This is a genomic window from Streptomyces sp. TAA040 (assembly GCF_000424845.1).
Genome location: NZ_AUKR01000035.1, coordinates 1 through 17,645, shown reverse-complemented (window position 1 = coordinate 17,645; position 17,645 = coordinate 1). Strand labels below are relative to the sequence as shown.

The 17,645-nt window shown below is 70.7% G+C and carries 18 protein-coding genes and 1 pseudogene; 9 read left to right on the top strand and 10 right to left on the bottom strand.

Going from position 1 to position 17,645, the window contains the following annotated elements; translation table 11 throughout:
- The 3 genes from H300_RS0120610 to H300_RS0120600 form a co-directional block, all read left to right on the top strand.
- On the top strand, positions 1-220 hold a 220-nt coding region (locus tag H300_RS0120610; RefSeq protein WP_028428912.1), incomplete at its 5' end, for a transposase.
- A 159-nt stretch (positions 221-379) separates the two neighbouring features.
- Positions 380-1,564, top strand: a complete 1,185-nt coding sequence (locus tag H300_RS29535; protein ID WP_158678414.1) for a glycosyltransferase — start codon at positions 380-382, stop codon at positions 1,562-1,564.
- 40 nt (positions 1,565-1,604) lie between these two features.
- Positions 1,605-2,876, top strand: coding sequence for a glycosyltransferase (locus H300_RS0120600; RefSeq protein ID WP_028428910.1), 1,272 nt, complete (start codon positions 1,605-1,607; stop codon positions 2,874-2,876).
- Positions 2,877-3,071: 195 nt separating this feature from the next.
- Here H300_RS0120600 and H300_RS30625 read toward each other — a convergent pair whose 3' ends face one another.
- Positions 3,072-3,365: a hypothetical protein gene (locus H300_RS30625; RefSeq protein ID WP_199779225.1), complete on the bottom strand. Its 294-nt coding sequence runs from the start codon at positions 3,363-3,365 to the stop codon at positions 3,072-3,074.
- 372 nt (positions 3,366-3,737) lie between these two features.
- On the opposite strand from H300_RS30625, the gene H300_RS0120595 reads away from it, so the two are divergent.
- Positions 3,738-3,992: a hypothetical protein gene (locus H300_RS0120595; RefSeq protein ID WP_028428909.1), complete on the top strand. Its 255-nt coding sequence runs from the start codon at positions 3,738-3,740 to the stop codon at positions 3,990-3,992.
- A gap of 131 nt (positions 3,993-4,123) precedes the next feature.
- On the opposite strand, the gene H300_RS0120590 is transcribed toward H300_RS0120595, so the two are convergent.
- Positions 4,124-4,315, bottom strand: a complete 192-nt coding sequence (locus H300_RS0120590; protein WP_028428908.1) for a hypothetical protein — start codon at positions 4,313-4,315, stop codon at positions 4,124-4,126.
- A gap of 421 nt (positions 4,316-4,736) precedes the next feature.
- Between H300_RS0120590 and abc-f the strand changes: the two genes are divergently transcribed.
- A complete protein-coding gene (gene abc-f, locus H300_RS0120585) occupies positions 4,737-6,374 on the top strand; it encodes a ribosomal protection-like ABC-F family protein (protein WP_028428907.1) in 1,638 nt (545 codons plus the stop codon).
- Positions 6,367-8,073, top strand: a complete 1,707-nt coding sequence (locus H300_RS0120580; RefSeq protein WP_051270255.1) for an ABC-F family ATP-binding cassette domain-containing protein — start codon at positions 6,367-6,369, stop codon at positions 8,071-8,073. The genes abc-f and H300_RS0120580 overlap by 8 nt, the downstream gene beginning before the upstream one ends.
- Here the strand turns inward: H300_RS0120580 and H300_RS0120575 are convergent.
- A complete protein-coding gene (locus H300_RS0120575; protein WP_028428905.1) occupies positions 8,070-8,624 on the bottom strand; it encodes an isochorismatase family protein in 555 nt (184 codons plus the stop codon). The genes H300_RS0120580 and H300_RS0120575 overlap by 4 nt on opposite strands.
- A gap of 98 nt (positions 8,625-8,722) precedes the next feature.
- Positions 8,723-9,535, bottom strand: coding sequence for an alpha/beta fold hydrolase (locus tag H300_RS0120570; protein WP_199779224.1), 813 nt, complete (start codon positions 9,533-9,535; stop codon positions 8,723-8,725).
- Between the two features lie 81 nt (positions 9,536-9,616).
- Here H300_RS0120570 and desII point away from each other — a divergent pair, with 81 nt between their 5' ends.
- On the top strand, positions 9,617-11,134 hold the full coding sequence (gene desII, locus H300_RS0120560; protein ID WP_199779223.1) for a dTDP-4-amino-4,6-dideoxy-D-glucose ammonia-lyase: 1,518 nt from the start codon (positions 9,617-9,619) through the stop codon (positions 11,132-11,134).
- 16 nt (positions 11,135-11,150) lie between these two features.
- Here the strand turns inward: desII and H300_RS32675 are convergent, their stop codons facing one another.
- The gene (locus H300_RS32675) at positions 11,151-11,303 is read right to left on the bottom strand and encodes a hypothetical protein (protein ID WP_486583973.1); all 153 of its coding nucleotides are present in this window, start codon (positions 11,301-11,303) and stop codon (positions 11,151-11,153) included.
- Positions 11,304-11,314: 11 nt separating this feature from the next.
- Entirely contained in the window at positions 11,315-12,394 is a 1,080-nt protein-coding gene (locus H300_RS28270; RefSeq protein WP_486583972.1) for an activator-dependent family glycosyltransferase, read from the bottom strand.
- Positions 12,395-12,845: 451 nt separating this feature from the next.
- Here H300_RS28270 and H300_RS30620 point away from each other — a divergent pair.
- Positions 12,846-13,551: pseudogene (locus tag H300_RS30620) on the top strand (NAD-dependent epimerase/dehydratase family protein).
- Between the two features lie 12 nt (positions 13,552-13,563).
- On the opposite strand, the gene H300_RS0120545 reads toward H300_RS30620, so the two are convergent.
- From H300_RS0120545 to H300_RS0120530, 4 genes are all read right to left on the bottom strand, one after another.
- Positions 13,564-13,872, bottom strand: a complete 309-nt coding sequence (locus tag H300_RS0120545; RefSeq protein WP_028428902.1) for a hypothetical protein — start codon at positions 13,870-13,872, stop codon at positions 13,564-13,566.
- Between the two features lie 87 nt (positions 13,873-13,959).
- Complete coding sequence (locus H300_RS0120540) at positions 13,960-15,123, bottom strand: ISAs1 family transposase (RefSeq protein WP_051270253.1); 1,164 nt, start codon at positions 15,121-15,123, stop codon at positions 13,960-13,962.
- 56 nt (positions 15,124-15,179) lie between these two features.
- The gene (locus tag H300_RS28260) at positions 15,180-15,920 is read right to left on the bottom strand and encodes a Gfo/Idh/MocA family protein (protein ID WP_078516182.1); all 741 of its coding nucleotides are present in this window, start codon (positions 15,918-15,920) and stop codon (positions 15,180-15,182) included.
- Positions 15,921-15,998: 78 nt separating this feature from the next.
- A complete protein-coding gene (locus H300_RS0120530) occupies positions 15,999-17,168 on the bottom strand; it encodes a macrolide family glycosyltransferase (RefSeq protein ID WP_028428900.1) in 1,170 nt (389 codons plus the stop codon).
- A 186-nt stretch (positions 17,169-17,354) separates the two neighbouring features.
- Here H300_RS0120530 and H300_RS30615 point away from each other — a divergent pair.
- On the top strand, positions 17,355-17,645 hold a 291-nt coding region (locus tag H300_RS30615), incomplete at its 3' end, for a transposase family protein (protein WP_486583971.1).

Here is a 17,645-nt window from a genome sequence, read left to right as displayed (position 1 = left end):
CGACCTCCAACGCCGCATCCGCCGCCACCACGACGCCATCCGTGCCGCCTTGACCACCGGCATGAGCAACGGCCTGATCGAGTCCACGAACACCAAGACCCGCCTGATCATCCGCCGCGGCTTCGGCTTCCACACCGCAGACGCCATCATCGCCCTCGTCATGCTCCCCCTCGCCGGTGACAACCCCCCCCTCCCCGGCCGCCAACCCGCCACAGAGTGACCCACACATACGGCAGGAGAGCCCGTATTTGTCCCCTGCAGCCGATCCGGAGATGGCATAGCACGTCGTGCGGCGGGCAGTGTTAGAAGGCCGCCCGGGCCCCGCAACGGGGTATCGGCGACTGCATTGCGCGCGGCGCGGAGGTGGAGAATGCTCCGAGTGCTGGTGGACGGACAGATCGCCGGTGCCGACGGGATCGGGCGTTACACGACATGTCTGACCGTTGCCCTGCGCCGTGTCGGGGGCGAAGGCCTGGAGCTGTGCACAGTCCCCGCGTCCGCGCCCCGGTACACGACGGCGGAAGGTGCGAACCTCGTGGACTCTGTGCGCCACCACCGCGCCGAACTGCTTCACCTGCCGGACTACCGGGTCCCGCTCGAACCGGCACCGGTGCCGATGCTGGTGACCGTGCACGACGTGCTGCGGCTACGCGCTCCCCAGTATTGCTACCCGGACGGCGTCTTCGCCCACCGCTACGGTGGAAACGCTCTTGCGGGGCTCTCCGCGTCCGTCGAGAAGCTGCGGATCACGACGAGGTGGCCGCCCGGTGCAACGCGCAGACCCCGCTCCCTGCATGAGGAGTTCTACGGCCGGATGCTGTGGCTTGCGGCTGAGAGGGCTGCCCGGATCGTCGTCCCCACTCGGACCGTGGCCGACCACCTCGACGAGGCGCTGGGGCGCGACACGGACACCATCGTTGCGCCTCCCGGAACCGATCACCTGCGGCTGCCTGGACCACCGCCCCCGCTGCCTGCGCCGTTGCGTTCCGCTGGCTACCTGCTCTACGTCGGCCAGAACCGCGCGCACAAGGGGCTGTCAACCACCATGCGCGGATACCTGCATTCCTCGGCTCCACGACGCGACATTCCTCTCGTGTTCGTGGGACGCGACTTCGGCGCCGGCCGTCCGGCGGCAGCCTGGGCGACCGCCGCCGCCGGACGGCATGCGGTGTGTCTGGGCGAGGTGGGAGACGAACTGCTCGGCTCGCTCTACGCACAAGCCGCCGGGCTGCTGCATCTGTCCCATCACGAAGGTTTCGGATTCACTCCTCTGGAGGCCCTCGCAACCGGCTGTCCGGTGATCGTTTCCGACCTGCCGGTGCTGCGGGAAACCCTGGGCCTGCACGGCACGTTCGTCCCTCCGGGAGACACATCGCAGCTCCCCCAGGCCATTGATGCGCTCCTCGGCAGGCGGCCCTCGGGCGCGGCCGCACAACAGCAACGAACTGCGTGGGCGGCGCGGTACCGGTGGGACACGCACGCGCGGCGGATCCTGCGCTGTTACGCCGAAGTGCACCAAGGGGGAGTGCGGTCGTACAAGTCGAAAGGGCACCAGTCAGGGTGATGCGTGTCCTTCGTGGAAGCGCCGAGGGGAAGGACCGGGCGTGCCGCTCGTCGCGATGGATCTCAGGAGCACCCATGACACCGGAGTCGCCCGCTACGGCAGGTCGCTGCTGGCCGCCGTGGCCGCGCCCGCCCGCGCTGCCGGGTTCCGCCTGCTCGTCGTCGTCCGGGATGGTGCACAGGCGGCGACGCACGATCTGCTCGTCGGGCAGGAGTGCGCCGACACGCACGAGATCGTCGGCATTCCGGGCGACACCGGCTTTCTGCGCGACTCGGCGGTCCTTCGCAGTCTGCTGACGAGGCGTCGTGTCGACCTCTATCACAGCACCCACTACGTGGTGGACCTGGCTTGCCCCATCCCCTACGTGCTCACCATCCACGACTTGCTGCGGTGGCGCTTTCCCTGCCTCACCGCCTCGGATGAGGACTTCGTGAAGACGTACGGCAAGCAGTGCCTGCACGACCTGTGGAGCGAGGTACTCGACCCGGACCGCGGTCCGTCCGCGCAGGCCGCCCCAGCCGAACTGGACCCCTCCTGCGGTGTCTTCGCGCGCGGTTTCGCGGTGCTCACCCGAAGGCTGGTCCGTTCCGCGAGCCATGTTGTCACGGTCTCCGAGGCCACCGCTCGCGAGATGGCCGAACTGGTGCCACCGCCCGGTGGATCCACCGTCGTCCCAGGTGCGGTGGACACCGACGTGTTCAGACCGCGTGGCCGAGAAGAGATCGACGCGGCACGGACCGCGCACCGGTTGGTCGGCCCATACGTGCTTTACGTCGGGCTGGCTCACCGTGGCAAACGGCTGCCCTGGCTGATCCGGGAACTCGTCGGGGCGCGCCCGGCTTTGCCGCCGGACACGCGGTTCGTCGTGGTCGGTGGGCACGCCGAACGCGACGAAGAGACGCGCCGGGTGGTGGAAACGCTCGACGCCGTCGACTTCGTACTGTTCGTGGGACGCGTGGATGACGATGACCTGGCCGCCTTGTACACGGGGGCCACCGCATGCCTGTCGGCCTCCGTGGGCGAGGGAAGCCACCTGCCGTCGCAGGAAGCGCTGGCCTGCGGCTGTGAGGTCGTCGCACCGGATCTGCCTGCGCTGCGGGAGACCACAGCCGGGCACGCCCACCTTTACTCTCCGGGCCGTGCCGGGATGCCCGGCTCGCTGGTGACAGGCCTGCTCGACGGCACGGTTCCCGCACGTGCCCGCGGCTATGCGCCTGGCTCCTGGCACGACTCCGCCGTGCGCCTGATTGCCTGCTGGGAAAGCATCCTGGGATGGAGGAACGGGGTCCTTCCTCCCTCGCCCTTCTCGTAGCGGATGGGGAGCCGCTTGAACTGGTGGAGCCAGGCGGTTGGGTCGGCCGCACGGCGAGGTGCTCGCCGTGCGGCGATCGCTCTTCGCCAAGACGACCAACTGACGCTCGCGGTATGAGACATACGGGACTGAATCGGAGACAGCCGGAATGCTCTCAAGCGAGGACGCGATCCCTACCGCTTTCTGCTCCGCGGGTCAGTCCGTTTGTGAACTGCCTTTGTCAGTACCTGCTGCATCCAAGGCCGGGTCCACGGGCTGCTGGCTGCCGAGCCTGCGAATCTCGCCGTATGCGGTCTCCAGGCGTCTGGCCAGGTCGCTGTTCTCCGCTCGCAGCTGCTTGATCCGTGCGAGTGCGGTCTCCAGCCGTCGCTGGACTGATGCGACTGACGCTGGCTGTGAGCCGGCCCGCTCGCTGGCGGGCTGCCGGCCCTGCATCTGCCGGATGGCGGCTACGAGGTCGGGCTGGGTGTAGAGCCACGATCTCGACACGCCAGCCGCCTTCGCGATCCCCGCGAAGCTGGCGCGGCTGCCGGTGCGCTGGGCTGCTGAGATCGCCGGCGTACGAGTTCGCCGGCCACGACCACATCTGCCCGGTCTGCCACGGCGACGACTACCAGCCCCAGTGGTTCGCCGAAGAGCAGATGAGCAAGCTGGAGGTACTGCTGGCCGACGCCATCAAGGAGAGCGAGAAGCACGCCTCGCTCCGCCTACCGAATCGCGACGTGGCTGCGCCGCCGGGGACCGCGCTCATGACCGCCGGCTTCCGACGCTGCGGACACGGGGCCGGTCCTCTGCGCCCGGCGACCACAAGGCCGTCGCAGAGTTCGCCGCCATGCTCGCCGCTCGCCAAAGGCCGACGCCTTGGAACCGTACGGCGACGTCGCCGTACGGATCAGCGAACGTGGCCTGGAGTGCGGCCGCCCTCTCCCCGAGCAGCAGCCAGAAGCCGACCCCGTCGCTCTGGTCCTCATCCACCCCGACACCGAGACCGACCTCACTGGCACACTCCACTGCGTCAGCACCCGCATCCACGGCGTGTGGACCGCCCCGTACCGACTCCTCACCCACGCCTTTGCCGGGCGCGACCTACCGACCGACATCGACCTGAGCACCTGAAAACACACGATGCGGCCCCGTCGTCCCGGACCTCGATCCGGGCGGCAGGGCCGCTTCTCTTGTTTGCCACGTGATCTTGCCCACCGGTGGCTCCTGGCATCGACCAGCGGGTGTGCGGGCACGGCAGACGGTCAGGCGTACAAGTAACGATCCACCAGGCGCAGCAGCGCCTGGGTGTTGAGTAGCGCTGCGAAGGCGAACTCTCTGCGGTAAGAATCAGCGGAAGCCTTGTGCGAGCCCAGATGCCGGTTGAGAGTGTGCTGGCGGTCGACGCCGCTGAAGACGTTCTTCATCGCATTGACCAGCAGGTAGGGCCCCAGCATGCGCAGCCGAGCTGATCCCACATAGCTGTGGGCTCCCCCTCCCTGACATCGTTGGGTGAGACGTTCCGGCGTGATCAGTTAGCCTGACGGCAATGCCAGGAGCTCGAGTTCCGCTCAAGTATTTGTCAAGCGGCAGAGGAGTACGTATGTCCTCGTCCCCGGCAGCAGTTGGTCCGTGACTCGATTCAACTGGCGGCGACTTCCCCTTCTGGTAGCGTGAAGCGCTGATGGTGTAACCCGAAGGAGAGGTAGCCGTCGTGATCGCGGGTGACGACGACATCACCGGGTGATACCCGGATGTCGACTGCCACCGCTGCGCACTGAGTGTGTGCGGCCGTGTGGCCCGCTCTCACGTGCTCTGACCACCACACCCCTCTGGGCGCGCTCTGGTGCGCCCGCATCATCTGCGAGGCATGCGCTTATGTCCGACGCCAGCATCGTCTGCTCGAATCTCTCCTTCTCCTGGCCCGACGGCTCCCCGGTGTTCCAGGACCTGTCCTGGACCGTGGGCGACGGCCACACCGGGCTGGTCGCACCGAACGGTGCGGGCAAGTCCACCCTGCTCAAACTGATCACGGGCGAACTGAGCCCGAGCCGCGGATCCGTGACGGTCAAGGGCCTGCTCGGTTACCTCCCCCAGACGCTGCCCCTGACCGGCGACCTGACCGTGGCCGAGGTGCTCGGCATCGCCCCGGTGATCGAGGCGCTGGACGCTATCGCGTCCGGGGACGTGGCCGAGGAGCACTTCGCCACGGTCGGCGACGACTGGGACATCGAGGAACGCAGCCGTGCCCAGCTCGACCGCCTGGGGCTCGACGACGTCCCACTGAGCCAGCGGCTGCACGCCCTCAGCGGCGGCCAGGTCATCTCCCTGGGCCTTGCGACCCAGCTGATCAAGCAGCCCGATGTCCTCCTGCTCGATGAACCGACCAACAACCTCGACCTGGACGCCCGCCACCGGCTCTACCAGGTGCTGGAGAGTTGGAACGGCTGTCTGCTGGTGGTCAGTCACGACCGCGAGCTGCTCGACCGCATGGGCTCCATCGCCGAGCTCGACTCGGGTGGGATGCGGATGTACGGCGGCAACTACACCGACTACGAAGAGGCGGTGCGCGCCGAGCAGGAGACCGCCGAGAAGAACATCCGTACCGCCGAGCAGCAGGTCAAGCGGGAGAAGCGGGAGATGCAGCAGGCCCGTGAACGGGCGCAGCGCCGGGCCGGTGTCGGAGCTCGGGCAGCCGCGAAGGGCAGCATCTCCAAGATGGCCGCGGGTACGCTCAAGCGGCGCGCCCAGGAGTCGGCGGCCAAGTCCAACGACACGCACGGCCAGCGTCTCGCCGACGCCAAGAACCGGCTGGACGAGGCGAGCCGGATGCTGCGTGACGACCGCAGGATCACCCTGGAACTGCCCGACACCAATGTGCCGGCGGGACGTACGGTCTTCCTCGGCGAGGGCATCCATGTCCGGTACGGAGAGCGGGAGCTCTTCAGGGGCAAGGGTGTCGACCTCACCATCCGGGGGCCCGAGCGGATCGCGCTGACCGGCCGCAACGGCGTCGGCAAGTCCACCCTGCTGCGTGTGATCAGTGGTGAACTCGAGGCGGAACACGGGGCGTTCAAACGGGCGGAGGGGCGTGTCGCCTATCTCTCCCAGCGCCTCGACACGCTGCCGCTGGACCGCACCGTCGCCCAGTGCCTGGCCGACTACGCGCCGCACAAGCCCGAGGCGGAGCGGTTGAACCTGCTGGCCCGCTTCCTCTTCCGCGGGGCCGCGGCGCATCTGCCGGTCGGGACCCTGTCGGGAGGCGAGAGGCTGCGCGCCACCCTGGCGTGTGTCCTGGGTGCCGAACCGGCGCCGCAGCTGCTGCTCCTCGACGAGCCGACCAACAATCTCGACCTCGACAGCGTCGAGCAGTTGGAGGGGGCCCTCAACTCCTACGAGGGCGCGTTCGTCGTGGTCAGCCACGACGCGCGGTTCGTCAAGGAGATCGGGGTGGACCGCTGGCTGCGGATGTCCGACGGCCGCCTTCAGGAGACGGGGGCTCCCGACGATGAGTGATGCCTCCTCACACCTGCCCGGCGGGCAGGACATCGTGTCCGCCGACCACCGTTCCGCGCACCTGCTCGCCGAGAACCTGCACTGCGTGCTGGGCGACCGCGTGGTGCTGCGCGACGTCTCGCTCAAGGTCTCCCACGGCGAGCGGGTGGGCTTGATCGGTGAGAACGGCCGGGGCAAGTCCACCCTGCTGCGCGCCTTCGCCGGCGAGCTCACGCCGCAGCGCGGCGAGGTGCTGCGCGCGGTGACGGGCCGGGTGGGGTTCCTGCCCCAACAGCCGGACTTCCCGGCCGGTTTCACCATCGAGGACGTGCTGGCACAGGCGACCGCGCAGTTCGAGGAACTGTCCCAGCGGATGCGTGCCGCGGAGGAGCGCATGTCGAGCGACCAGGGCGATCTCGACGCGGTCATGGAGGAGTACGGCCGTCTCCAGGAGGAGTTCGACCGGCGCGGCGGCTGGGAGCTCGGCGCCCGCGTCGGCGAGGTGCTGGACGTCTTCGGCCTGTCCGGGCTCGACCGGACCCGCGGCCTGCGGACCCTGTCGGGGGGTGAGCGGGCCCGTCTCGCCCTGGCCGCGCTGGTTCTCGACGAGCCGGCCGGGCTGCTGCTCGACGAGCCCACCAACCACCTCGACGACCGGGCGGTGGGCTGGCTCGTCCAGTGGCTCGCCGCATACCAGGGCCCGTGTCTGATCGCCTCGCACGATCGGGCTCTGCTGGATGCGGCCGTCACCGCCATCGTCGACCTGGACGGCCCCCGCGGTGCCACCGTCCGCTACGGCGGCGGCTACCGCGACTACCTCGCCGAGCGCGCCGCGGCGCGAGAGCACTGGTGGCAGCGGTACCGCGAGTGGAGCAAGGAGCTGGCCGAGGCCCGGCGGCGTGTGCACCGGGCCGCCACGAGCGGGCGCGTCTACAGCGGCAGGGCCGACAACGACAAGTTGTCCTACGACGCCGCGGGCAGCGGCGCCGAACGGGCCGTCGCCCGGACGGGACGCGCCGCCCAGATGCATCTGCGACGGCTGCTCGACGAGGCGGTGCCGCGGCCGCCGGAGCCTCTCGACTTCGCTCCCCCGCAGGACGCGGAGGCGGCCGACGAGGTCGTGGAGCCGGCCGACGGCGTCCTGCTGCGGGGCACCGGCCTGACCGTCGGGCAGGTGCTGCGGGAGGTGCACCTGGAACTGGCCACCGGCAGCCGGTACGTGATCAGCGGTCCGAACGGCGCGGGCAAGTCGACGTTGCTGTCGGTGCTGGTGGGCGAGCGGGCCCCGGACGCCGGCGAGGTGCGGCGGGCGCCGGGGCTGCGCATCGGCTATCTGCCGCAGGACAGCGACTTCGGGGCGGAGCAGCGTGCTCTCCTCGACGCGTTCGCCGCGCGGCGCGTGGTCCATGTCGAGGACGCAGCGGCCGAGTTGACCCGGTTCGGTCTGTTCGGCCCCGAGGACTACGGCACTCCCGCGAACCGGCTCTCCATCGGCCAGTGGCGGCGCCTGGACCTCGCGCTGCTCTTCGCCCGGCGGCCGCATCTGCTGCTGCTCGACGAGCCCACCAACCACCTCAGTCTGGTACTGGTCGAGCAGCTGCTGGAGGCGGTGGAGCGCTTCAGGGGCCCGGTCGTCACCGTCACCCACGACCGGGCCCTGCGCGAGCGCCACCGCGACCGGCTCCTGGAGCTGTCCGACGGGCGGCTGGTGCGGCCCTAGCGGATGTAGCGGCCGTCCAGGTACTTCTTGGCCAGGTCGAGGTAGCGGGTGTCCTCGGAGTTGCGGATCAGCTCGAAGAAGAACGTCTCCCGCGTGATCAGATGCACCCCGAGCCGGCGCAGGCGGTCCAGGCCCAGCTCCTGGTCCGCCTGGTTGCGGGCCGAGACGGTGTCGGCCAGCACGAACACCGTCTCGCCCTGCTCCAGCAGGCTCAGCGCCGACTGGAGGATGACGATGTGGGTCTCCGCGCCGGCCAGCACGTACTGGTCCCGGGCGGAGGCCGCCACGTACTCGGCGATGGGCTGCTCGCGCAGCAGGTCGAAGTGCTCCTTCTCCAGCCGGGTCGCGCCCTCCGCCGCCTCGTGCAGCGACAGGGAGAGCCCGCCCAGCTTCTTGTGCTCGGTGAGCAGCACCGGGAGGTCGAACTCCCGTGCCACCTCCGCCGTCCAGCAGGTCTTGTGCAGTAGTTGGGTGCCCTCGATCAGCAGTGGGACGAGCTCCAACTGCATGTCGAAGAGAACGACCGAGGCCTTGTCCGCGCTTACCAGCATGTCCCGCAACCGATCCGTTTCGTGAGGAGTGGTGGAGTCGTGAAGTCGTGAAGTGATGGGTGAGGCAGTCGTACGGCTGCCTCACCGCGTCGCGCGCGTCAGTCGCGCTCGGCCCAGAGCTCCGTCAGCGTCTTGTTGAAGTCCCGCGCCGCGGTGAGCGGCACGTAGTGCCCGTGGTCCCCGAACTCGCGCACCCGCACCCCGGGGACCTTGGCGTACTGGGCGACCGCTTCCTCGTCCAGGACGCAGTCGCCCAGTCCGCGGACCACCACGCAGTCCGTGGTGATGTCCGCGAGCCGGTCGACGACGTCGAACTCCGTCAGGGCCGCGTAGTAGCAGCGCAGAATGTCCATGGAGGCCTGGGTGCTGAACCGCTCGGCCAGGTCGCCGCCCGCGCCGAACACCGCTTCCAGCAGGCCCCCGTGCACACGCAGTTCCTCCCGCAGGTCGAGGGTCCGCTCGAAGGCGTCCTCGCCGTAGCGCGGCGCGCAGCTGACGAGGGTCAGCGAGCCGACGCTCTCCGGGTGCCGCAGGGCGGCCAGGGTCGACACGCAGCCGCCCAGGGAACAGCCGACGAAGTCTGCCGGGCCGCCCACGGTGTCCCGCAGGAACTCGGCCACCTCGCCCGCGAGCGCCTCGAAGGAGAAGCTCTCCTCGTCGAAGGGGATGTCCTTGTGCCCCGGATACTCCGGGACGTAGACCTGGCGTCCTTCCTTGAGCAGCGCCGGGATCTGCTGGGTCCACGCCCGCTGGTCACAGTTGAGCGGCGGGAGCAGCAGGGTGGGCCGCCCCGTGTCGCCGTACTGCTCCCACCGGGTCAGCGGTTCTCCGCTCCGGCTCGAACACACCGAGCGCCTGTCCGAGCGGGTGCTCGCGCTGCCCACCGGTCCTTCGGTGTCCTTCGAGGACATCCGTCGGGTGTGCAGCATCATCCGGCTCGCCGCGGAGCGCGGCGAGCAGATCGAGGCGATGTGGGCGCAGGCAGTGCCCGCATGAGCACCATCGGTCCGAAGCCCGACCCGGAGGTAACAGTTCTCGTGAACAGCGCCCAGGCGATCACGCCCGCGCAGGCGGTCGAAGACGTGGCACGTCCCGGCGGGGACCGCGCCGCCGCGATCTGCGCCCTGCGCACCCGCCTTGCACTCCTCGGCGACACCGGCGAGGGGGCCCGGGAGAGGGCCGGGCACCTCGTCGACCTGGCCGTGCGGTACGGCTCCCAGCCGTTCACCACCCTGGAGCAGGCCCGTCATCAGCTGGACGTGGACCGCGCCGCCTTTGCGACCCTGCTCGGTCTCTTCCGTCGCATCCCCGAACTCGGCGCGGCCGTCCAGCGGGGCCCGGAGGGGAAGTACTGGGCCAACACCATCCTGTCGCTGGAACGGACGGGCGCGCTCGACGGGGTGGTGCACCGGCGCCCGGCCTTCCCCTACAGCGTCGGCCTCTACCCCGGTCCGACCTGCATGTTCCGCTGCCACTTCTGCGTACGCGTCACCGGTGCGCGCTACGACGCCTCCGCCCTGGACGCGGGCAACGCCATGTTCGCCTCCGTCATCGACGAGGTGCCCGCCACCCAGCCCTCCACGGTGTACTGCTCCGGCGGGCTCGAACCGCTCACCAACCCCGGACTCGGTGAACTGGCGGCGCGCGGCGGCGGACGCGGGCTGGACATGACGCTCTACACCAACGCCTTCGCCCTCACCGACCGGACGCTGGAGCGCCAGCCGGGGCTGTGGTCGCTGCACGCGATCCGCACCTCGCTGTACGGCCTGAACGACGCCGAGTACGAGGCCACCACGACCAAACCGCGCGCCTTCGGACGGGTCAGCGCCAACCTGGCCGCGTTCATGACGCAGCGGGCGCAGCGCGGCGCCCCGCTGCGCCTCGGCCTCAACTACATCATCCTGCCGGGGCGGGCCGACCGGCTCATGGACCTCGTGGACTTCGTGGCCGGCCTGAACGAGAACTCCCCCGACCGCCCCCTGGACTTCGTGACGGTGCGCGAGGACTACAGCGGCCGTGAGGACGGCCTGCTCGCTCCCGCCGAGCGCACCCAACTGCGGGACGCGCTGCGGGACTTCACCGCATACGCGCGGGAGCGGACGCCCGCGCTGCACATCGATCTCGGTTACGCGCTGGACAGTCTGCGCAGCGGGGTGGACACCAAGCTCCTGCGCATCAGCCCGCAGACCATGCGGGGCGGCGCGCACGCACAGGTCGCGGTGCAGGTCGACCTGCTGGGCGATGTCTACCTCTACCGCGAGTCGGGGTTCCCCGACCTCGCGGGCGCGCACCGCTACATCGCCGGGCGCGTCACCCCGACCAAGAGCCTGCACGAGGTGGTCGACGCGTTCGTCGAGCGGCATCCGCACATCGAGCCGCGGCCCGGCGACGAGTACTTCCTCGACGGCTTCGCCCAGGCCGTGACCGCCCGCCTGAACCAGATGGAGCAGGACATCGCCGACGGGTGGGAGGCGCACCGGGGCCTGCTGGGCGCGGACACCGCGGGGTGAGCGCGCCGCGCCGGGCTCAGCGGGCGGCCACCCGTTCCTCCAGGGCGGACACCACGTCCTGGGGGCTGTTCTCGGCACGGGCCTCCTCGCGCAGCGCGCGGGCCCGGTCGAGGAACGAGGGGTCGGCGAGCACCCGGGCCACGCTGTCGCGGAGGTCCTCGGCGCTCACCTCGCCCTCCTTCAGGTGCACTCCCGCGCCCCGGCCGCCGTCTGCTGCGCGCGCAGGACGGTGTCCCACAGGTACGGCACCATGATCTGCGGCACCCCGTGGTGCAGGGCCGTCGACCAGGTGCCGTTGCCACCGTGGTGGACGACGGCGGAGCAGCCCTCCAGGAGCACGTCCATCGGGGCGAAGTCGACGACCCGGACGTTCTCGGGGAGCGGGCCGATCCCGGCCAGAGCGGCGGCATCGGCGGTGACGACGAGCTCGGCGTCGACCTCCGCGAGTACCCGGAGGTAGGAGTGGAAGACGCCCGGGTCGGCGGTGAAGCTGCTCCCTGTCGAGCCGGTCGTCACGCACACCCGGCGTCGCGGCGCGGCCTCCTTGAGCCAGTGTGGCACCACGGCCCGGCCGTTGTAGGGCAGGTACCGCATACCCACCGTCGACAGCGACAGGTCGAGCCGGAACCGCTCGGGCAGCATGTCGACCGACCACTGGCCGACCACCAACTCCTCGTCGTACGGCACCCCGTGGCGCTCGGCGGCAGCGGACAGCCACTCGCGCAGCGGGTCGGGGCGCTGCCCGGCGGGCCGCTGCGCGAGCCGCCGCACGAACTCGTGGCGGAAGTGCGCGTTCAGGTCGCTCGCGCTCAGCACCCGTGCGTGGGCGGCGCCGCACGCGCGGGCGGCGACCGCCCCGGCGAACGTGTACGGCTCCCACAGCACCAGGTCGGGCCGCCACTGGCGGGCGTACCCGACGAGGTCCCGGACGAAGGACTCGTCGTTGATCACCGAGTAGAAGTAGGGAACGGACAGGTCGTACAGGTTGAACAGGTAGTCCCAGTCGAACCCTTCGGGCCGGGACAAGTCGATGTCCGCGGAGTACTTCTGGAGTTCCGCGCCCTTCTCCCGCATCGCCTCGAGCAGCCGGTGGTCCTCGCCCACAGGTACGGCGGTCAGCCCGGCCCTGGTGATCGCGTCCGCGAAACCGGGCTGGCTGGCCACCCGCACGTCGTGCCCCGCGGCGCGCAAGGCGCCCGCGAGAGGCACGAAGCCATGGAAATGCGAGGTGTGCGCGAAGGCCGCGATCAGCACACGCATGAACAACTCCCCCAGGGACTGGACCACATGACGGACAGGGGCCGATTGTGCCGCGCCGCAGGGTCCCCGCACACGCGACGCCGTCCCCGCTGGACCCGGGGACGAGTGCTCCTTGAGCGGGCGGGCGGCGTCCCGTTCACGAAAAGCAACGAACCGCCGCGAGAAGAGGCAACAGCCATGACCGCTCCCCCATCCCCCGGCGCCGGGCGGAACGCGTCCCGCCGCCCGCTGGTCGTCGTCCTGGGCGCCTCCGGGTACATCGGTTCCGCCGTGCTGCGCGAGCTCTCCCACCGTCGGATACGGCTGCGCGCGGTGGCGCGCGGCCCGTTCGCCGTACCGGCCGGCGGCCGGGCGGCGAACGGGCGGCGACCGAGGTGGTGCGCGCCGACCTCACCGAGAAGGGCGCCGTCGCCGACGCGGTCCGCGGCGCCGAATCCACCTGGTCGCGCACATGACGGGCCAGGGCTCGTGGAGGTCCGCCGCGTCCGACCCCCGGGCAGAGCAAGTGAACGTGGGCCTGGTGCGTGAGGTGATCGCGCGATGCGCGGCGGCGCCGGGCGGGGGCCCTCCCCCGATCCTGCTCCTGGCCAGCACCGACCAGGTGGCGGACGGCGGGCCCCAACGCAGCTCCTACGCCCGGCAGAAGGCCGCCGCGGAGCGGCACCTGCTCGACGCCGCGGCCCGGGGCGCCGTCCGTGGCATCGCGCTGCGCCTGCCCACCACCGTCGGCAGCGAGGCGGGGGGTGGCGCCCGCGATGGCCGGCCGGGCCCTGTCCGGCGAGGCCCTCACCATGTGGCACGACGGCACCGTGCGGCGCGAGTTCCTCGACGTGAGCGACGCGGCCCGCGCCTTCACCGTCGCACTCGACCACGCGGCGGCCCTCGACGGCCGCGCCTGCGCGGTGGGCGGGCACGTCGTGACGCTCGGCGACCTGTTCCGGACCATCGCAGACGCGGCGACCGTGCACTCCGGACGGCCACCGGTCCCGGTGCTGTCCGTGGAGCCGCCCGACTACGCCGAGACCGGCGACCTCCGCGACCTCGACGTCGACTCCTCGGCCTTCCGGGACGTCACGGGCTGGCGCCCCGATGTGCCCGTGCGCCGGGCCGTCGACGATGTCGTGTCGGCTCTGGCACGGCGCCGGGCGGCGGGCTGACCGGCCCGGCCCTCACTGCCCGCGCAGCGCGACGGCGCGGACCTCCTCGGTCAGGCGGGCCTGTTCGACCAGTGCCCCGCCCGTGAGCGGGGACGGGACGCCCGAGCGGATGCCCTCGACGAAGGCCGTCACCACGGAGCGGAACTGGTCGTGCGCAGGCACGAGCAATTCCTCGTGTGAGCCGTCGTGTTCGAGGTGGATCACCGCGGTGTGGTCCGCGGGCGGGGTGTAGGCGCGGGGCACGATGACGCGGCCCCGCGAGCCCGTGAGCTCGTACCGGCCGCGGTAAGCGTGCTCCAGGCCGAACCCGAGCTGTGCCACCGCGCCGTCGGGCGCCGTGAGCAGCGCCGCCCCGCCGGTGTCGACGCCCGTGCCAGGGTCCGTTGCAAGATCGGGTTCTGTCCGGGTTCATCCGGTGAGGCCGAGGGCTGTCAGGGGCCGGCGGATGTCGCGGGCGGTGTGACGTAGGGCGGCTGCGATGTTGGTCTGTCCGTCCTGGCGGTGGATGCCGATGGCGAGGTTGCGGAGCCCGGCCATGATCCGGGGCAGGTGGCCCGTGCGGATCTTGGAGTCGTCCTCGCGGAAGGTGCGGTCGCGGACGTGGTGGAGAAGATTTTCGATCTTCCAGTGCCCCTTGATCCAGGCCGCGAGCTGGGGTCCTGTCGCCGCGCCGGGCGGCAGGCTGGTGATCAGGTAGACCCGTTCGATCGTCAGCTTGCTGGTGCTGAGATCTCGTCGCCAGCGCACGACTTGGAGGGCCTGCTTCGCGTCGGGGTAGTCGATGTGAGCGAAGGCCGCGGTCTTGAGCCGGCGGATTTCCTGGCGGTGATGGGCGCGAGTGCGCTCGTAGTGGTCGAGGTCGATCTGCGTCCAGGGCAGGCGTCGGACGCGGTCGAACAAGCCGGGGTGGTTGGCCTTGACGACCGCAAGGTAGTGGGCGCCGCGGGTGTGGAGATAGGTGCCGTGGGCGTGCTGGGTGTGCAGGGCGTCGGCGGTGATCACCGTGGAGGTGAGATCGATCGTGCTCAACAGGGGTGCGAACGCGGGGATTTCGTTGCTCTTGTCGGCGACCTGGCGCTGGGCGAGCACGCTACCGGTGTGGTCCATCGCGGCCAGCAAGGCGACGGCCGGGGTGGTGGCGGTACGCGAGCCGCGCAGTACTTTCCCGTCGACAGCGATCGCTCGCAGTCCGGTAGGTGAGGGGGTGGCGCGTGCGGTGAGGTAGGCGCCGATCGCCTGATCGAGGGCGTTGCCATCGAGTTGGACCAACAGTCGGCGCAGAGTCTGGGGATGCGGAACGGACACCGTCCCGGTCAGTGGATCGACGGGGAAGCCGAGTGCCCGGCCGGCCCACGGCGGCGCGTCCGTGATCCATTCGGTGATCGCGGTCAAGGAGCGAGCGCCGGCCAGCACGCTCGCCGCCGCCGCTGCCACCAGGGCGGACAGAAGATATCGACGTCCGCGCAGGCCGCGCGGATCAGGCATCAGGTCCAGAAACCGGGACAAGGCGACCGCATCCGACAACGGCGCCGGGGCGGAGATCCGGGCCAGTTGATCCAGGCCGGAGGGCATGAGGGAAGATGAAGGAGCAGGCACGGACTCGCCAAGTGTTCATGGGACGTAGACACTCACATGATCACCGAGACCGTGCCTGCACTGCATCCACCGCCGTCCGAAGCGGGACACTCCCCCCACTTCCAGCCCGCTCCGGCGAACCGGACGAAACCGATCTTGCAAAAGACCCTGACGCCCGTGCGCGGGTCCGACTTGAGGTGCGCGCCGGCCACGCCGAGACCGGGCCCCAGGTGGCGCAGCGCGGTGCGCAGCGGATAGCCGCCGACGCCGGTGAGGGCGCCGCCGTCCAGGTCACGGCAGTGACGGATGTCGTCGGACGGTTTGCCGGGGATGGTGAACTCGGCGGTCAGGGACCGGAGGTGGCCGATCCGCCCGGCGGCGAGCAGATCGTCGACCACCTGGTGCTGGGGGTGGCACAGGAACATGTAGTTCTCGAACAGCGCGCGGTCGCGGGCACGGGCGAGGTCCCAGAGCTCCGACGCCTGCCGTGCGCTGCCCGTCAGCGGTTTCTCGCACAGGACGTGCTTGTCCGCCTCCAGCGCGCGCCGTGTCCAGTCGGCGTTGAGCGCGGGCGGCAGCGGCACGTAGACGGCGTCCACGTCGGACCGGCCGAGCACGGCCTCGTACCCGGTCACCGGTTCGCCGCCGAACCGCTGGGCGAACGCGGCCGCCTTGGCCCCGTCCCGGCTCCCGACGGCCACCACCTCCACCGCGGGGTGGGCGGCGAGCGCGGGCAGCATGCGCCGCCAGGCGATGTCCGCACAGCCCAGCACGCCCATCCGTACTCTGCCCATGGCCGCCCTCCCCGTTCCCGAGCACGCGGCCGGTGGCCCCCGCGGGGGCCACCGGCCGCGTGCGACTGCCCGCCGGACTCAGCGCAGGGCGGCCTCGATGAGGTCGGCGGCCCGCCGGGTCCCGCCCTCGGCCAGCAGCTCGGCGCGCAGCTCGTCGGAGCGGCGGCGGACCTGGCTGTCGCCGGTGAGCTCCAAGAGCGCCGCGCGCAGTGCCTCGGCCGTGGCGTCGGCGGTGTCGATGCGCCGGGCCACGCCGAGCGCGACGAGCTGGTCGGCGTTGCCGAACTGCTCGGCACCCTGCGGCACGGCGATCATCGGTACGCCGGTGTAGAGCCCCTCGCTGCTCCCGCCCATCCCGGCGTGGGTGACGAAGGCGTCGGCCTGCTCCAGGATCGCCAGCTGCGGCACCCAGTTGTGCACCTCGACGTTGGAGGGACTGTCGCCGAGTTCCTCGGCGTCGGTGTGCTTGCCGATCTGGAGGACGACGTGCCAGCCGTCCAGGTCGCCGAAGGCCGCCAGGCACCTGCGGTAGAACTCAGCCTGCTGGGTGTAGGCGGAGCCGAGGGAGACCAGCAGCACCTTCCCCGCGTCGGCGGGGCGGGTCCAGCTCCCCTGGTCGGAGCGGTCTCCGAGGCAGGGGCCGACGAAGGTCACCACGTCGGTGTCCACCCGGTCGGCGTTCGGCTGCATGGCCTTGGTGATCAGCGCGATGGACCGGGCGGGCATGCCGCTGAACGCGTCGACGTCCAGTGTGGTCGCTCCGCACTCGGCCAGCCAGGAGGAGAACTTCTGCCGGTACGCGTCGGCGCCCGGCAACTTCATCAGCTGGTCGCCGACCTCCTCCTGGTAGCCCTTCCACGCTACGAAGGTCGGGGAGAGCTGGACGAACGGGCGGCCCTGTGCCTCGGCGAGCGCGCGGCCCGTGTAGGACCCGATGTCGTACAGGTAGAGGTCGGCGGGGTCCTGGTCGTAGTAGGCCCGCAGTTGCGGAAGCGCCTGCACCGCGTCGTCGAGGAAAAGGGTCATGGCCGAGATCGGGTCCTGCGGCCAGTTGTTGTCGGCGACGGGGAGCGTGGTGGTGCAGGGGACGAACTCGGCACCGGTGGCGGTGATCTGGTCGGCGACGATCGGGGCGTCGGCGTACGTCACCCGGTGCCCGCGCACGACGAGTTCACGGATGACCTCGATGCCGGGCAGGACGTGGCTGACGATGGGGCTGCCGATCATCGCGATATGGCGACGGGACATAGGGCATAACTCTTTTCGGTGCTACGGCATATCGACAGAAGGAGGGGGTCAGGGATCCGGCAAAGTCGTCGTGTAGCCCTGCGGCGTGGGGTTTTGTGGCGGGGTAGCGGTGCGCGGGCGTGTTCCGGTCCGGTTGGATGGAGGTTCCTACGCCGTACCGTCCGACCAGGGGATCACGCCCGCGCCATGCCATCGTCTCTCATCCCCGCGCCTGTTCGCACGCCCGTACTGGATCACGAACTCCTCGTCCACCTGCTCGGTCGGATACCTGATCCGCGCCCACGGCGCGGTGTGCGGCATCCGGTGGGTGCCCTGATCGCGGTGGCCGTGTGTGCCGTGGTGGCCGGAGCGCGGGGGTTCACCGCGATCGGGGAGTGGGCCCGTGATGCCGGCGGCGGTGCGCTTGCCCGGCTGGGACTTGAACGCGGCGGTGTGGACGAGTCGACGTTGCGGCGCCTGTTCGCCCGCCTCGACGCG

Coding starts and splice junctions, on each gene's coding strand:
- H300_RS0120590 (WP_028428908.1), bottom strand. CDS start 4,315: ATGCTGGGGCCCTACCTGCTGGTCAATGCGATGAAGAACGTCTTCAGC.
- abc-f (WP_028428907.1), top strand. CDS start 4,737: ATGTCCGACGCCAGCATCGTCTGCTCGAATCTCTCCTTCTCCTGGCCC.
- H300_RS0120580 (WP_051270255.1), top strand. CDS start 6,367: ATGAGTGATGCCTCCTCACACCTGCCCGGCGGGCAGGACATCGTGTCC.
- H300_RS0120575 (WP_028428905.1), bottom strand. CDS start 8,624: ATGCTGGTAAGCGCGGACAAGGCCTCGGTCGTTCTCTTCGACATGCAG.
- H300_RS0120570 (WP_199779224.1), bottom strand. CDS start 9,535: ATGTCCTCGAAGGACACCGAAGGACCGGTGGGCAGCGCGAGCACCCGC.
- desII (WP_199779223.1), top strand. CDS start 9,617: ATGAGCACCATCGGTCCGAAGCCCGACCCGGAGGTAACAGTTCTCGTG.
- H300_RS28270 (WP_486583972.1), bottom strand. CDS start 12,394: ATGCGTGTGCTGATCGCGGCCTTCGCGCACACCTCGCATTTCCATGGC.
- H300_RS0120540 (WP_051270253.1), bottom strand. CDS start 15,123: ATGCCCTCCGGCCTGGATCAACTGGCCCGGATCTCCGCCCCGGCGCCG.
- H300_RS28260 (WP_078516182.1), bottom strand. CDS start 15,920: ATGGGCAGAGTACGGATGGGCGTGCTGGGCTGTGCGGACATCGCCTGG.
- H300_RS0120530 (WP_028428900.1), bottom strand. CDS start 17,168: ATGTCCCGTCGCCATATCGCGATGATCGGCAGCCCCATCGTCAGCCAC.